This window comes from Vulgatibacter incomptus (assembly GCF_001263175.1).
Classification (GTDB): Bacteria; Myxococcota; Myxococcia; order Myxococcales; family Vulgatibacteraceae; genus Vulgatibacter; species Vulgatibacter incomptus.
This window is the reverse complement of the sequence record NZ_CP012332.1, coordinates 2,167,625-2,182,917: the sequence shown is the minus strand read 5'-3', so window position 1 is coordinate 2,182,917 and position 15,293 is coordinate 2,167,625. Positions and strand designations below refer to the sequence as shown.

The following is a 15,293-nucleotide window of genomic DNA, read 5'->3' as shown; positions in this document are numbered from 1 at the left end:
TCAGGCGACCTCTCCCGGTGCGGCCGCGCTCTCGATGGCGCCGGGCTCCGCGATCGTGAGCTCAATCGGCGCAGGAGCGGCAGGGGCCGCCTTGGCCGCGCCGCGCGTAAAGATCTGCACGAGGATCTCGGTGACGATGGCGCCGCCGATCACCGCGGTGTCGATGATGGGGATCGTCCCGTACGGGAAGAGGAGCTGGGCGCTCACCACGATCGCGATGGAGAGCTGGCCCATCGGGGCGCGGGTGGCCACCCAGTTGTCCCCGAGCTGCACGTCGTAGTCGGTGTAACGGTCCGTGAAGCGTGCGCCGAGCCACTTGCCCAACAGGCGCGCCACGACGAAGACCACGAGGAGCACCCAACCGCGCCAGTCGTCGAGGTTCCAGATCGCCCCGACGATCACGAGGAAGAGGAGGTAGATCGAACGCTCGAGGCCCTCGAGGGCCCGGCCCAGCCGCTCCTTGTACGCGCCGGGGAAGTTGGCGAGGAAGACGCCGGCCACGAAGCAGACCACGAGCGGGGAGAGGTGGAGGGCGCTCGCGAGGCCCGCGGCGAACGCGACGCTGCCGAGGAGGAGGACCACGGACTCCGGGCCCGAGGCGGGCCTGCGGAGGATCATGTAGGCGAGGATCCCGATCGAGGCGCCGAGGCCGATGGTGATGAAGAGCCAGGCAGTGCCGGGCAGCACCCAGGCGACAGCCTGGCCGTGGGGGCGGAAGTAGGCGGTGATGAAGGCCAGGCCCACGATGCCGGCGAGCTGCTCGATCTGGATGATCCGGAAGAGGCTGCCGCTCGACCGCTCGCTGCCCGCGAAGCGCGCGGCCGTCCGCGCCGTCATCGCGCCGGCGGTGCCCAGGATCAGGGCGTCGCGGAGGAAGATGGGGTCACGGAACGTGGCCTCGCTCCAGTCGCTCGCGACGAGGAGCAACAGGCTCGCTGCGGCGACCACCGTTGCGAAGGGCGTTGCGGTGGCGAGGGCCACGGCGCCGGCGGTGCCCCTGGGGAGGTCGTCGAAGCGCCGGGCCTCGAAGCGGAAGCCCACGGAGAAGCCGATCCAGCCGAGGCCGAAGCGGAGCATCGGGGAAAGCTCGGCCAGCACCGTGTCGGTGAGGATCCCGACGCTGGGGAGGTTGGCGACGACGCCCAGGGCGATGAAGGGAAAGCCCGCGGTGACGACCTGCGAGATCCGGAGCCGCTCCTCCAGCCGCCGCATGCGGGGATGGCCGCCCAGGTAGGCGAGGGCGAGGAGCGCGATCAGGCCGAGGATGGTCTTGATGACCACCTGGGGGCGCTGCGCCGGCGGAGTAGCCGGCGGGGTAGAGAATGCGGCGGCGGCTTCCACTTCGACCGAGGGAGCGCTGGCCAGGTCGGCGGCATGGGACGCGCCGACCGTAGGTGGAGATGGCGAAACCCCCGGCTCCTGCGGGACCGCGTCGGGCGCAGCTTCCGCATCCGGCGCCGAAACAGCCGGCGCCGGATCAGCCTGCGTAGGATCGGCCGGCGACGACGTCGCTACCTGGGCCGCGTCCGCATCGGAGGCCGGTGCCTCCGCGAGGGCGGACCGCGCGGAAATCGACAAGAGCGCCGCTGGGAGCAGGGCCGCGAGAGCGAACAGCAGCGGGCCCCTTCGCCTCACGGCGCATGGATTCGGAGTGTGCGGCATGCCGTCCGAGTCTATCGCAGCCTGCGGGGCACATCGAATCCCCGCCGCTGCGACTACGCCTCCTCTGGAACGAGCCAGAGCGAGCGGTTGCCGAAGGTGGAGTCCGGCGAGCCGGTGTCGTCGCCGAGCTCTTCGCAGCGAAGAGGCGGGAAGCCGTCGGGCTCCACCACGTCGCCGGTCTCGAACTGATCGCCCTGCGCGAGGGCGGTCGCAAGGTTGAGGAGCATCTCGCCCGCCGCCTCGGCGTGCTCGCGCTCGAGGCCTGCGATCGCCAGATCGGGCCTGCCGAACTTCGCCATCCCCAGCGTGTGGCAGAGGTGGCCGGCGCCCGGCTCCCGCTCCGCGCTCTCGAAGACCACGCGCACGTGGTCGGAGACGTCGAAGTCCCAATCGGCGCCGAGCTCCTCGATGTCGGAGCGCGGCCACCAGACCATCGACTCCACGTCGCAGACGGCGACGGCGCCGGCCTTCGCCAGGAGCTGCATGATCCGGAACGCCCGCTGGATGTAGCCGAGATCCTTCGGCTCGGCGAACTCGCCGGAGAGCACCACGGCGGCCTTGCAGGTCGTCAGCGCGACCATGTCGATGCCCGGCGTGCGCAGCAGCAGGGAGCCGAAGGTCCCCTTGGGGTTCACCCAGCCGTCGAACCACTCCGGGTCCTCGCCGCGGTAACGGGCGGTGATCTCGAAGCCCTCGAAGAGGGGATGTCCCTTCTGCGCCAGCTCGCCCGCTTCCGGAAGGAGCGCGAGGTAGGCGACGCGCGCGGGGCCCGCGGAGACGTAGCGGGGACGGGGCCAGGGGATGGGAAGGTCGGCAATCACGGCGAAATCCTCCGAAACGGGGCGCATCCTACCCGAAAGGTCGTGTCGGGGATGCGACTATCGCATGCGCAAGGCGCGGTGCTTCGACGCCCGAGAACGCACCTCCCGTGCAAGGATTCCCGCCGCCCGGCGGACGCCCCTCCGGTGCCCGCCCGCCTGCCCGGGATGCGCGCGAGCAGCCGAGGCATTCGAAGGAGGAGAAGGATGCGCGACAGCTTTGGAGCGAAGGGGACGCTGCAGGTCGGAGGCAAGACGCACACCATCTTTCGGCTGAAGGCGCTGCCCGCGGACAAGGTCGCGCGCCTGCCCATCTCCCTACGGATCCTCCTCGAGAACCTCCTCCGCCACGAGGACGGCCGGACGGTCACCCGCGGGCAGATCGAGGCGGTGCTGGAGTGGGATCCCAAGGCGAAGCCCGAGACCGAGATCGCCTTCCATCCCGCGCGGGTGCTCCTCCAGGACTTCACCGGCGTCCCCGCCGTGGTGGACCTCGCCGCGATGCGGGAGGCGGTGACGCGAATGGGCGGGGATCCCGAGAAGATCAACCCCTTGAGCCGCGGCGATCTCGTGATCGACCACTCGGTGCAGGTGGACAACTTCGGAACCGCGGGCGCCTTCGGCCGCAACGTCGAGCTCGAGTACGCCCGGAACGAGGAGCGCTACGCCTTCCTCCGCTGGGGCCAGCAGGCGTTCCGCAACTTCCGCGTGGTCCCGCCCGGCACGGGGATCTGCCACCAGGTGAACCTGGAGTACCTGGCGGGCGTGGTGCTGGAGGGCGCCGACGGCACGCTCCTCCCCGACACCCTCGTCGGCACCGACTCGCACACGCCGATGGTCAACGGCCTCGGCGTAGTGGGCTGGGGCGTGGGCGGGATCGAGGCGGAGGCCGCGATGCTGGGCCAGCCGCTCTCGATGCTGCTCCCGCAGGTCGTCGGCTTCCGGCTCCGGGGCTCGCTCAAGGAGGGCGCGACCGCCACGGACCTCGTCCTCACCGTCACCGAGACGCTCCGCAAGCTCGGCGTGGTGGGGAAGTTCGTAGAGTTCTTCGGCCCGGGCGTCTCGGCCCTAGCGCTCCCCGACCGCGCGACCCTGGGCAACATGAGCCCGGAGTTCGGCGCGACCATCGGCTTCTCGCCAGTGGACGAAGAGACGCTCGCGTACCTGCGCTTCACCAACCGGAGCCGGGAGCAGGTCGCCATCGTGGAGGCCTACTGCAAGGAGCAGGGGATCTTCCACACGAAGGACATGGCCGAGCCCGTCTATTCGGAGGTCCTCGAGCTCGATCTCGCCACAGTGGAGCCGTCCCTCGCCGGGCCCCGGCGCCCGCAGGATCGGATCAGGCTCCGGGAGTCGAAGAGCGCCTTTCGCCGCTCGCTCTCGCAGATGGTCCCGGCCGACGCCCACGACGCCCGCTTCGAGATCCGGGACGGGTCGGAGAGCTACCAGCTCGGCCACGGGTCGGTGGTGATCGCGGCCATCACCTCTTGTACCAATACCTCCAACCCTGCGGTGATGCTCGGCGCGGGCCTCCTCGCGAAGAAGGCGGTGGAGCGCGGGCTCACCGCGAAGCCCTGGGTGAAGACCTCTCTCGCCCCCGGTTCCCAGACCGTGACCGACTACTTCGAGGAGGCCGGGCTGACGCCGTTCCTCGAGGCCCTGGGCTTCCACCTGGTGGGCTACGGCTGCACCACCTGCATCGGCAACTCGGGCCCGCTCCCGGGCCACATCGCGGACGTGATCGAGAAGCAGGACCTCGCCGTGGCCGCGGTGCTCTCGGGCAACCGGAACTTCGAGGGGCGGATCAATCCGCACACCCGCATGAACTACCTCGCCTCGCCGCCGCTCGTGGTGGCCTACGCGCTGGCGGGGACGATGGACCTCGACCTCGAGAAGGATCCGCTCGCGCTGGATCACAACGGCAACCCGGTCTACCTGCGGGAGATCTGGCCGTCCGCCGACGAGGTGAAGCAGGCGATCCGGAGCTCGGTCAAGGCACAGCAATTCGCCGCGCGCTACGACGCGGTCTTCGACGGAGACGAGCGCTGGCGCGCGCTGGAGGTGCCCACCGGGAAGACCTTCTCGTGGGATCCCGACTCGTCGTATGTTCGCAAGCCGCCGTTCTTCGAGGGCGTGCCGAAGCAGCCCGCGCCGCTGCGGAACCTCGACAACGCGAGGGTTCTCGCCGTCCTGGGCGACTCGGTCACCACCGACCACATCTCGCCGGCGGGCTCGATCGCGCTGAACAGCCCGGCGGCCCGCTACCTCGTCGAGCAGGGCGTCGCGCCCAAGGATTTCAACTCCTACGGCTCTCGCCGCGGCAACCACGAGGTGATGGTCCGAGGCACCTTCGCGAACATCCGCCTCCGCAACCAGATGGTACCCGGAGTAGAAGGTGGTTACACGATTCACGTCCCCACCGGCGAGCAGCTCTCCATCTACGACGCGGCCATGCGCTACCAGGCGAGCGGCACGCCACTGGTCGTGTTTGCCGGCGCCGAATACGGCACCGGCTCCTCGCGCGACTGGGCGGCGAAGGGCGCGCTCCTCCTCGGTGTGAAGGCGGTCATCGCCGAGAGTTTCGAGCGCATCCACCGCTCGAACCTGATCGGGATGGGCATCCTGCCCCTGCAGCTCGAGGCGGGGACGAGCGCGAAGTCCCTGGGGATCACGGGACACGAGACGGTCGACGTACTGGGGATCGCGGAGGGCGTGATCCCGGGCAAGACGCTCGACGTGCGCGTCAAAGGCGCAGACGGCGCGTCCCGCACCTTCCCGGTGCTCGCCCGGATCGACACCCCAGACGAGGCCGAGTACTACCGGCACGGCGGGATCCTGGTCTACGTGCTGCGGAGGCTGCTCGAGGGCTGATGCCCCGCAAGGCCGAGCCGCGCCCGCCGGCTGCCTGGAATCAGGCCTCCCCTGCGACGCCCGCCGCCGCGGCGGGCGCCATCGGCGAGAGCGGGGCGATCGGCCGCGAGGAGATCCGGCGGAACCGCGCGATCAGGGCGATCGCGACCACGGTGAGGCCGGTGCAGAGCCCCCACCACAGGCCGGCGGCGCCGAGGTTCATGCCCCATGCGAGCCAGAGGCCCAGGGGCAGGGCGATCACGTAGTAGCCGAAGAGGTTCGCGAGGAAGGGAAAGCGGGTGTCGCCCGCTCCTCGGAGCACGCCGGACCCGGCGGCCTGGAGGCCGTCCGAGAGCTGGAAGACCGCCGCGATCATCAGGAGCGGCGCCGCCGCCTCGATCACGCCCGCCTGATCCGTGAGGAGGCCTGCGAGGGCCTTCGGGGCGAGGAGGAAGACCAGGGCCGACAGGGCCATCCAGCCCCCGCCCGCGGCGATGGCGGTGAGGCCCGCGGCGCGCACTCCAGCGATGTCTCTCGCGCCAACTGCGCGGCCCACCCGCACGGAGCCGGCGGCGCCGATTCCTACTGCCACGGTGAAGGTGAAGCTCGCCAGGGTGAGGGAGACCTGGTGGGCGGCGAGGTTCGCGGCGCCCATGCGGCCCACGAGGAGGCCGACGAGGGCGAAGATGCTCACCTCCGCCGCCATCTGGAGGCCGATCGGCAGGCCGACCTTCAGCGCGGCCAGGAGGTCGCTCCGGAGCCAGCGGCGCATGCCCCTCTCGAAGCCCGGCACCTCCACCGAGCCGACGGCAGACGTGATGATCGCGAGCTGGAGGATGGTGCAGAGGGTGGTCGCCACGGCGGCCCCGGCGACGCCGAAGGCCGGGAGGCTCCGCAACGGGCCGGCCCAGGCGGGCAGGATCTCGCCCCCGAAGACCAGGAGCGCGTCCGCCGCCACGTTCAGCAGGTTCGCCGCCACCACCGAGATGAACATCGGCCGGGTCACGCCCATGGCCTGCAGGTACGCCCGAACCGCGACGTAGACGAGCATGGGGTAGAGGCCGACGAGGCGGATGTTCAGGTAGGTGGTCGCCTCCCGGGCCACGGCCTCTTCGATCCCGAAGGGGACGAGGAAGTTCGGCGCGATCGCGATCGGGATCGAGAGCACGATCGTCACGAAGAGCGCCAGCCAGATGCCCTGCCAGAGCCAGCGCCTCGCCCTGGCGGGGTCGCCGGCGCCGACGGCCTGCGAGACCAGGGGATCGAGGCCCATCATCGCGCCCATCCCGAGGGTGGAGACCGTGAAGAAGATCCCGTTCGCGATCCCGATTCCCCCCAGGGCGACCGCGCCCAGGCGGCCGACGAAGGCCATGTCCACCAGGGTCATGAGCTGGTTTCCCGCGTGGACGAGGGCGAGCGGGGCGGCGAGGCGGGCGAGCTTTCGCAGCTCGAGGAGACGGGAGGATCCGAGGCTCATGGTGGGAAGACGTCCAGGGTTGGCAGGCCGTCCGCGAAGACGAGGCCGCGCAACATAACCGTTCCGGGCCACGGAGGCTTTCCGGATCGTCCATCCGGCCGGAACGGAGCCGTGCCGCCGGGCGCACGGCTGCCTATCTGCTCTGGATGGACGATCTCCTCTTTGCCCGGCTGCAGATGGCGATCTCCCTGGGCTTCCACATCGTCTTCGCCGCGATCGGCATCGCCATGCCGCTGCTGATGGTGATCTCGGAGGCGGCCTGGCTCCGGACGCGGGATCCGGACTACCTCGAGCTCACCAAGGCTTGGGCGAAGGGCACCGCGGTCCTGATCGCCATCGGCGCGGCCTCGGGCACGGTCCTCTCCTTCGAGCTCGGTCTCCTCTTCCCCGGCTTCATGCGCCACGCGGGGGCGGTGATCGGCATGCCCTTCTCCCTGGAGGGCTTCGCCTTCTTCGCCGAGGCGATCTTCGTGGGGATCTACCTCTACGGCTGGAACCGGGTCCGCCCCTCCCTGCACCTGGCCTCCGGGGTCGTCGTCGCGGCGAGCGGGGCCCTCTCGGCCGTCTTCGTGATCACCGCCAACGCCTGGATGAACCTCCCCAGGGGCTTCCGTCTCGAGGAGGGCGCCTTCGTGGACATCGATCCCGTGGCGGCGATGACCACCCCGTACGCGGCCCACGAGATCGTTCACATGCTCGTGGCGGCGTATCAGGCCACGGGGATCCTGGTCGCTGCGATCCACGCCTGGATTCTCCTCCGCCGGCCGGGGAGCGCCGTCCATCGAAAGGCGCTGGCCATCTCCATGGCGATGGTGGTTCCCGCAGCCCTGGTCCAGCCCCTCGTTGGCGACTGGTCCGCCAAGCAGGTGGCGAAATACCAGCCCCTCAAGCTCGCGGCGATGGAGAGCCAGTTCAAGACCGAGACCCACGCGCCGCTGCGGATCCTGGGGATCCCCGACCACCAGGCGCGGGAGACCCGCCTCGCCATCGAGCTGCCGGGGATGCTCTCCTGGCTTGCCTACTCCGACCGGAACGCGACGGTGCTGGGCCTCGAGGCCTTTCCGGAAAACGACTGGCCCTCGACGACGCTCCACTACGCCTTCCAGCTCATGGTCCTCTGCGGCCTGCTCATGTTCTTGCTCTCGCTGTGGGCGGCGATCTCCTGGATCCGGAGGCGACGCCTGCCGGATCGGAGGGCCTTCCTCTGGTGCACGGTGGCTGCGGGGCCCCTGGGCATGGCGGCGATCGAGTTCGGGTGGATCGTCACCGAGGTCGGGAGACAACCCTGGGTGATCTACGGCGTCATGCGCACCGCCCATGCGGTCACGCCGATGCCGAGCCTGATCATCCCGCTGACGATCTCGATCCTGGTCTATCTCGGGCTATCGGCTGCGGTGGTCGCCGTCCTCCTGCGCCAGATCCGGATCGGGCCCGGCATGGCCGCGACGACGCCCGAGGCGGAGCGATGATCCTCGCCTGGATCCTCGCCGCGATCCTCCTCGTCGCGCTCATCCTCTACGCGGTCCTCGCGGGCGCCGACTTCGGGGCGGGCTTCTGGGATCTCTTCGCCAGTGGACCGCGGGCGGCTCGTCAGCGCGACCTCGTCGCCCTGGCGATCGGGCCCGTGTGGGAGGCGAACCACGTCTGGCTGGTCCTCGTGGTGGTGCTGCTCTTCACCGCTTTCCCGCCGGCGTTCTCCACCCTGACCATTGCGCTCCACGTTCCCCTCGCCCTCATGCTCCTGGGGATCGTGGCGCGGGCCTCGTCTTATGTCTTCCGGAACTACGACGTCGCCGGAGACCGCGTGCAACGTCGCTGGGGAAACCTCTTCGCCTACGCGAGCGTCGTCACGCCCGTGCTCCTGGGAGTCGTGGTTGGCGCGATCTCCTCCGGCGCAATCCGTGTGGCGCCGGAGGAGGGCTTCCGGGTGCTCACCGGCTTCTTCGCGCCCTGGGTCCGGGTGTTTCCATTTGCCGTCGGCTTCTTCACGCTGTCGCTGTTCGCGTTCGTCGCCGCCTCCTACCTGATCCGCGAGACGCGCGATCCCGAGCTGCAGGAGGATTTCCGCGTGCGGGCGCTCGTCGCCCAGGGCGGGGTGCTCGTGTTCGCGGTGATCTCTGCGTTCACCGCGCGTGTCGGCGCGCACGAGCAATTCGCCATTGCCCTCCTGGGCTCCTGGTGGAGCTGGCTCTTCTTCGCCGCCGCCTGCTTCGTGGCCACGGCGAGCACGGCGCTCCTCCTCTATCGGATGTACGAGCTCGCCCGGATCCTCGCGGCGGCGGAGGCGGCGATCGTGGTCGCCGGCTGGGGCTTCGCCCACCAGCCCTTCCTCATCGCTCCGGACGTCACCATTGCGAACGCGGCGGCGCCCGTCGCCACTCTGCGACTGCTCGTCATCGTCCTGGCTGCTGGCGTGGTGATCCTCTTCCCGTCGCTCTACTGGCTCTATCGCGTCTTCAAGCGCGAGCCGATCTTCGAGGAGATGGGGCGCGAGCGAGCGGAATAGGCGTCACCACGTGCTCACACCGCATTCGTCGCAGGTCCGCTCGGCCAGGTCGATCCACTCCAGGGTGTCGCGCACGACCTCGTCGACATCGCGGTCGTGCAGCGACTCGCACTGCTGGATCTCGAAGTAGCGGTCGGCGGCCACGATCGTCCCGGGCCTGGCCCCGAGCGCTTCCGCCATGCGACCGTCCGGATCCTCGAGCAGGACGATCCCGTCGGCGACGCCGCCCGGATCGCGAGGGAAGATCGCCAGGGCGGCAGCGTGCTCGGAGCGGAGCTCATCGCCAAGCCCGGCCCAGGCGTCGAGCACCTTGCGGCACGGGGCGCATTCTTCGTCGCCGATGAGGAGGAGGACGTTGCGCTTCTGCCAGAGATCCTTCCAGGGCGCCGGAGCGCCGGAGGGGGTCTTCAGGTCGAGGAGGGGGATGTTCATCACGGGGCTCCGCTGCGGGTTTCGAGGACGAGCTCGAGGTCGCGCACGACAGCCTCGACGGTCGTTAGCCGGGCGCCGGCGATGCGCATCTCCGTCACGGCGCGTTCCCCATCGCCCGGGTCCAGGTCGAGGGCCCGAATCGCGTCGACGATCAGCCGGACCTCGTAGCCCTTGCCGATGGCGTCGAAGACGCTGGCCTGGACGCAGGCGTCGGTGGCGAGGCCCCCAACGTAGAGGCGGCTCACGCCCGCGCGCTTCAGGAGCAAATCGAGGGGCCGGCCGTCGCCGTCCGTGCCGTCGAAAGCCGAGTAGCCTTCGTCTCCGAAGGTGGTCCCCTCGGAGATCGTCTCCGCGTCCTCGGGGAGCTCGAGGTCCGGGTGGAACTCCGCGCCCTCGGTCCCCTGCACGCAATGGGGCGGCCACTTCCCGCCCCACTCCACGAAGTGGCTCGATTTCTCGGGATGCCAGTCGCGCGAGGCGAAGACCGGGCCGCCGGCCAGCGCGACGAGGTGCGCGAGCCTGCTCAGGGGCCGGGCGACCTCCTCCCCGCCGAGCACGGGGAGCGAGCCCCCCGCGCAGAAGTCGTTCTGCACGTCGACGATGAGCAGACCCGTGTCCACGTGACTCAAGCTGGGAGCGGGGTCCCGAATTGTCCACCGTCCAATCGATCAGCGCGAGGTTCGGCGGTGACGTGAGCCCAGCTCGGAGAGGACGGCGGTGCGGTCGCGCACGAAGGCGTCGGTGGCGAGCTCGCCGATGGTCCAGGGCAGCCGGTAGGACCAGTTGTGGGGGCCCACGGTGCCCGGGAGGTTGATGCGCTCGCGGGCGCCGAAGAGGTCCTGGACCGGGAGGATCAGGAGGTCGGAGCCGCTGCCGAAGACCGCCTCGAGGAGGGCCTCGTGTACCGCGGGGCCGAAGGCGGCCGCCTCGTCGTCGCGCAGGTGCCGGAGCGCGGGGAGGGCGCGGGCGGCGCGGCGCTCGGCCTCGGGGAGGGCGTCCCACCACGAGGCCACGGGCTCGGTGTCGTGGGTCCCGGTGGTGGCGAGCGAGAGCGCGGGCCAGTTGCGCGGATCTCGGAAGACGTCGTCGTCCTTCTCCCAGCGGAGCACCCGGTAGCCGGGAACGCCGATGGAGGCCAGGGAGCGGCGAACGAAAGGTGGAACGGTCCCCAGATCCTCGGCGACGAGCTCCACGCCGGCGCCGCGGAACGTCGACATCACGGCCTCACCCTGACGGCGCTGGGCGTCCTCGTCCCCCGGTAGGAAGAAGGGCGTGGCCCCGTCCCGCGGCCGGGCGAAGGTTCGATAGAAGCCGACCACGTGGTCGATGCGGAGCAGGTCGAAGAGCTCGGCGGAGTGGCGCCCCCTCTCGGCGAGCCAGTCGTAGCCGCGGGCCGCGAGGACGTCCCAGCGGTAGACTGGCAGTCCCCAATCCTGCCCCACGTCCGAGTATGCGTCCGGTGGAACTCCGACGGTCGCGTCGAGTCGGAAGGCGTCCCGCCGCGACCAGACATCCGCGCTGTCCTCGGCGACCATGAAGGGCAGATCGCCCGCGAGCCGGACGCCTTCTCTCGCGGCCTCGCGCCGAGCCGCGCCGAGCTGCCGGTAGGCGTTCCACTGCAGGTACTCGAAGTATCGACAGTCCGCTTCAAGGGATTCGCGGGCGGCGGCGAGCGCGGCGGGATCGCGGTCCCGAAGAGGCGGCGGCCAGCCCTTCCACCAGTCGAGGGCGTGGGCCTCCTTGAGCGCGCGAAAGAGCGAGTAGTCGGTCAGCCAGCTCCGCTCCTGCTCGCGGAATCGCTCGAGGTCCCTCGCGCGATCCGAGCTCCGGGACGCGCCGCTCGACACGAAGCGCTCGAAGCAGCGCCGGAGCCAGCGCCCCTTGAGGTGGCGCACCGCGGCCCAGTCGACGGTTGGGCGCGACCGCAGCCTCTCCAGCTCCCGGCGCTCCTCGTCTCCCAGTGCCGCTTCTCCGCCGAGCTCCGAGAAGTCGGGGATCGCTTCCAGGGAGACGTAGACCGGATCGAGCGCGAAGGCGGAGAGGCCGGAGTAGGGGCTGTCCTGCCCGACGGCCGCCTCGATCAGCGGGAGCACCATCATCGACGAGAGCCCCGCCCGTCTGAGCCATGGGGCGATCCTCGCGACGTCGGGCAGCTCGCCCACGCCCCAATCGCCCTCGTCCCTCACCGAAAAGAGAGGCACGAGCGCGCCGGCGCTCCGACCCTGGTCTCTCGACACGAGCTCTCCCGAAATCCCGAATGCGTTTTCGGCCCACGATAGGGCCGCCCGCGTCGATCCAGGCCTCCCCGATTGGGGCGCCGAGCGCGTGAAGTGTGACCGCTCAACCGAGCTGGAGGAGCGCCACGGGCAGATCGCGAAAGAGGGCCGAGAGGGGCAGGGTGGCGCTCCTGCGCACCGCGATCGGCCGGTGGACCGCGCCGGTGAGCGCGCAGGTCCAGGAGGCGCCGCCGGATCCGCCGGGCAGGAGGAGGTAGCTGCCTTCCCAGGGATCGCGCCCCTCGTCCACCTCGTCGAGGAGACGAGCGACGAGTCGGGGGACCACCGCGATCACCTGCTGGAAGCCCCTGCGCCTGCAGATGGCGACGACGTTCTGGGCCCGCGGCCCGCCGCAGTCCACCGGGACGTAGTCGCCGTCGAGGAAGAGGGCGGGGTTCCCGCGCCGCAGCTGGAGCGCCCGCCAGGTGACGAACTGTTTGACGTCCCCGTCCTCCCGCCGCTCCCATAGCTCCCTGGCGAAGCTGCCGCCGTCGGCGGCCCGCTCCCGCCGGGAGCGGATCTCGTCGAGGCGCGCCGCGAGGCCGTCGAAGTCGATCGGCCTGCGGTTGTCGGGATCCACCAGGGAGAGGCTCCAGCTCTCACACCCCTGATAGATGTCTGGAACACCCGGAGACACCAGCTTGAGCAGGAGCTGGGCGAGGGAGTTGTGGATCCCGACCCTGGCCACCTTTCGCTGGAAGGGGAGGAGCTCCCGCAGGAAGGCGTCGTCGGCGAGGATGCGGCGCACGAAGGAAGACAGCGCCTCGTCCCAGGCCACGTCGGGGTTGATCCAGCTCGTGTTGACCTTGGCCTCCTTGGCCGCCTTCAGGGCCCACGCGTCGAAGCGAGCCGTGAGCTCCTGCCTCCCGGCGGTGTCGAGCTCGCCGAAGGGCCAGGCGCCGATCAGGCTCTGGTAGAGCATCAGCTCCTCGTTCCGATCCGGCGCGACGCGATCGGCCCCGACCTTCACCCTATGGCGGCGCGCGGCCTTCGAGAGCCGGGCGAGCACGCTCTTCCACTCGCCTGGGAGCTCGGAGAGCACGTCGATCCGCGCCCGGACGTCCTCGCTGCGCTTGGAGTCGTGGGTGGTGGTGGCGAGGAGCGATCCGCGGGCCGTCATGAGACGCTCGGCGTTCTGGGCGTGGAACTCCTCGGGAGAGGTCCCGAAGTGCCGTGGCTCGCCGCCGACCTCGTTCAGCGAGACGAGGCGGTTGAACACGTAGAAGCTCGTGTCCTCGAGGCCCTTCGCCATCACCGGGCCGGTGAGCTGCTGGAGCTTCATGGCGAAGTCGAGCTGCATCCGCTTCTCCTCGTCGCCGAGGTGGGCGCCGTGGCGGAGCAGCAGGACGTTCCGGAGAAAGTCGAAGATCGAGACATTGGTGACGGGCGAGCGCCGCTTGGCGGCGGAGATGGCCTGCTCGACGTAGCGGCGGTCACGGTCGTCCACGCCCTTCGCTGTGACGTAGCTGCGGTACACGGGGAAGCAGGCCACGTACTCCACGATCGCCGACCGCAGCGCGTTGAGCGTGAAGTCCCGGGAGCGCCGGTTCATCTCGCTAACGCGGTTGAGCAGGAACGCGAGGATGTTCACCTCGCTCGCCATCGAGGTGCTCATGATCAGCTTCTTCTTGCGGTAGACGAGCTCGCCCAGGTCCAGGCGCAGGCCGGTGAAGCGGGAGAAGACGTCGTCGATCGCGCGCAGGTTCGCCGGATCGACGAAGAGGCCGTTCACCGAGTTCAGGAACTCGTAGCCGGTGGTCCCCTCGACCGCCCAGTCGTCTGGAAGCCTCTCGCCCAGGCCGAGGATCTTCTCGATCACGACGTAGAGGGGCCGTGCGTCCCTTCCGTCGCGGGCATGGAGCTCGTACATCGAGCGAAGCCGTGGCTCGAGCTCGTCGAAGGGCAGCGCCTCCTCCTCGGCGATCCGGCGGCAGGTCTCCACGAAGTGCTCCTCCTGCAGCCGCCGGAAGTAGGCCTTCGGATCGAAGAGGCCGTCGGGGTGGTCGATCCGCATCCCCTGGGCCAAGCCGTCCGCGAGGAGCTTCAGCACCAGCCGATGCGTATGGCCGAAGACCTCGGGATCCTCCATCCGGATCGCCGCGAGATCGTTGACGTCGAAGAAGCGCCGATAGTTGATCTCCTCTCCGGCGACGCGCCAGTGGGCGAGGCGGTACGCCTGCTCGTCGAGGAGCCGATCGAGGAGATCGAAGCTCGCCGAGTCGCCCCGCGTCCCGTTGAGATCGCGGACGTTCCGCTCGATGAACGCCGAGACGAGTGGCGAGGCCTGACAGAGCGCGTCCAGGCGGCGCTTGATCACCTCCTTCTCGCGCCGCCGCTCCGCGACCTTCTCGGGATCGGTCTCGGTCCGCGACGGCAAGTTGTCGCACGCGGTGCAGATCGAGAGGAGCTCGTCCTTGGCTCCGCCATCGTCGTCGGAGAGCTCGTCCAGCCGATGGCGGAGGATCGACGGATAGTGTCTCGGATTGATCGGGAAGACGTGGTCGTAATAGCGGAGCGAGAAGGTCCCCTGCACGAGCTCGAGCTGGAGATCGCCCGCTTCGAGGACGGCGCCGTACTGATCGCCGAGCACCGGGAGCAGCACCTTGTTCTCGAGCTCCGCTTTCACCGGCTTCCAGACGACATCGAAGAAGCGGGCGTAGTGCGACGAGGGCCCGTTCTCGAGGAGGTCCTGCCAGAGGGCGTTGTCCTTGCCGATGCCCATGTGGTTCGGGACGAAGTCGAGGAGGTGACCCATCCCATGCTCGCGGAGCGCCGCGGCGAGGAGCTCGAGGCCCTCGGCGCCGCCGAGCTCCGGGCTGATCTCGTCGTGGGCGACGACGTCATAGCCGTGGGCGGAGCCTGGTGCCGCCCGCAGGTAGGGGGAGAGGTAGAGGTCGCCGATGCCGAGCTCGCGCAGGTAGGGGACGACCCGGGCCGCTCGCGAGAAGGGGAAGTCGGCGGAGAGCTGGAGGCGGTAGACGGACGAGGGGATCCGCGAGCCTCGAAGCCGGGAGGCGGCCTCGTCGTGGAGCCGAGCGGCGCGCTCGTCTGGGTGGGAGTCCGGCCGCGTCACGATGCAGGATGATGGGAAGCGGCTCCGCTCCCGGCAAGGGCACGGCGCGGTCGGGGCCGGAACGAATCGAGCCCCACTTCCCCGAGCGAATCGGCCCCGAGCGCTTCGGGGCGGATTGTTTCGGGGGAGTGGGGCTCCGAATCTGCCGACACATGCCGATTCCGGGCGTTTCAGACCCGGAGGATCGAGGCCAGGCGAG

The 15,293-nt window shown here is 70.0% G+C and carries 10 protein-coding genes; 3 read left to right on the top strand and 7 right to left on the bottom strand.

The window, feature by feature from the left end; all coding sequences use genetic code 11:
- Positions 1-1,281 carry a cation:proton antiporter gene (locus AKJ08_RS08965; RefSeq protein ID WP_050725752.1) on the bottom strand — a complete coding sequence of 427 codons (1,281 nt, stop codon included), beginning with the start codon at positions 1,279-1,281 and terminating at the stop codon, positions 1-3.
- A 434-nt stretch (positions 1,282-1,715) separates the two neighbouring features.
- The gene (locus AKJ08_RS08960; protein ID WP_157370578.1) at positions 1,716-2,483 is read right to left on the bottom strand and encodes a hypothetical protein; all 768 of its coding nucleotides are present in this window, start codon (positions 2,481-2,483) and stop codon (positions 1,716-1,718) included.
- Between the two features lie 204 nt (positions 2,484-2,687).
- Here AKJ08_RS08960 and acnA point away from each other — a divergent pair, with 204 nt between their 5' ends.
- Complete coding sequence (gene acnA, locus AKJ08_RS08955; RefSeq protein ID WP_050725750.1) at positions 2,688-5,351, top strand: aconitate hydratase AcnA; 2,664 nt, start codon at positions 2,688-2,690, stop codon at positions 5,349-5,351.
- Positions 5,352-5,391: 40 nt separating this feature from the next.
- Here acnA and AKJ08_RS08950 read toward each other — a convergent pair whose 3' ends face one another.
- On the bottom strand, positions 5,392-6,807 hold the full coding sequence (locus AKJ08_RS08950) for an MATE family efflux transporter (RefSeq protein ID WP_050725749.1): 1,416 nt from the start codon (positions 6,805-6,807) through the stop codon (positions 5,392-5,394).
- Between the two features lie 146 nt (positions 6,808-6,953).
- On the opposite strand from AKJ08_RS08950, the gene AKJ08_RS08945 reads away from it, so the two are divergent.
- Positions 6,954-8,276, top strand: coding sequence for a cytochrome ubiquinol oxidase subunit I (locus AKJ08_RS08945; RefSeq protein WP_050725748.1), 1,323 nt, complete (start codon positions 6,954-6,956; stop codon positions 8,274-8,276).
- Positions 8,273-9,313 carry a cytochrome d ubiquinol oxidase subunit II gene (locus AKJ08_RS08940; RefSeq protein WP_050725747.1) on the top strand — a complete coding sequence of 347 codons (1,041 nt, stop codon included), beginning with the start codon at positions 8,273-8,275 and terminating at the stop codon, positions 9,311-9,313. The genes AKJ08_RS08945 and AKJ08_RS08940 overlap by 4 nt, the downstream gene beginning before the upstream one ends.
- 3 nt (positions 9,314-9,316) lie before the next feature.
- On the opposite strand, the gene AKJ08_RS08935 is transcribed toward AKJ08_RS08940, so the two are convergent.
- The 4 genes from AKJ08_RS08935 to treY form a co-directional block, all read right to left on the bottom strand.
- Positions 9,317-9,745, bottom strand: a complete 429-nt coding sequence (locus tag AKJ08_RS08935; RefSeq protein WP_050725746.1) for a hypothetical protein — start codon at positions 9,743-9,745, stop codon at positions 9,317-9,319.
- Positions 9,745-10,365, bottom strand: coding sequence for an isochorismatase family protein (locus AKJ08_RS08930; RefSeq protein WP_050727502.1), 621 nt, complete (start codon positions 10,363-10,365; stop codon positions 9,745-9,747). The genes AKJ08_RS08935 and AKJ08_RS08930 overlap by 1 nt, the downstream gene beginning before the upstream one ends.
- A 48-nt stretch (positions 10,366-10,413) precedes the next feature.
- Positions 10,414-11,982 (bottom strand): 4-alpha-glucanotransferase, encoded by a 1,569-nt coding sequence (gene malQ, locus AKJ08_RS08925; RefSeq protein ID WP_050725745.1) that lies wholly within the window; start codon positions 11,980-11,982, stop codon positions 10,414-10,416.
- Positions 11,983-12,085: 103 nt separating this feature from the next.
- A complete protein-coding gene (gene treY / locus AKJ08_RS08920) occupies positions 12,086-15,094 on the bottom strand; it encodes a malto-oligosyltrehalose synthase (RefSeq protein WP_050725744.1) in 3,009 nt (1,002 codons plus the stop codon).
- Positions 15,095-15,293: the final 199 nt, after the last annotated feature.

Coding starts and splice junctions, on each gene's coding strand:
- acnA (WP_050725750.1), top strand. CDS start 2,688: ATGCGCGACAGCTTTGGAGCGAAGGGGACGCTGCAGGTCGGAGGCAAG.
- AKJ08_RS08950 (WP_050725749.1), bottom strand. CDS start 6,807: ATGAGCCTCGGATCCTCCCGTCTCCTCGAGCTGCGAAAGCTCGCCCGC.
- AKJ08_RS08935 (WP_050725746.1), bottom strand. CDS start 9,745: ATGAACATCCCCCTCCTCGACCTGAAGACCCCCTCCGGCGCTCCGGCG.
- AKJ08_RS08940 (WP_050725747.1), top strand. CDS start 8,273: ATGATCCTCGCCTGGATCCTCGCCGCGATCCTCCTCGTCGCGCTCATC.
- AKJ08_RS08945 (WP_050725748.1), top strand. CDS start 6,954: ATGGACGATCTCCTCTTTGCCCGGCTGCAGATGGCGATCTCCCTGGGC.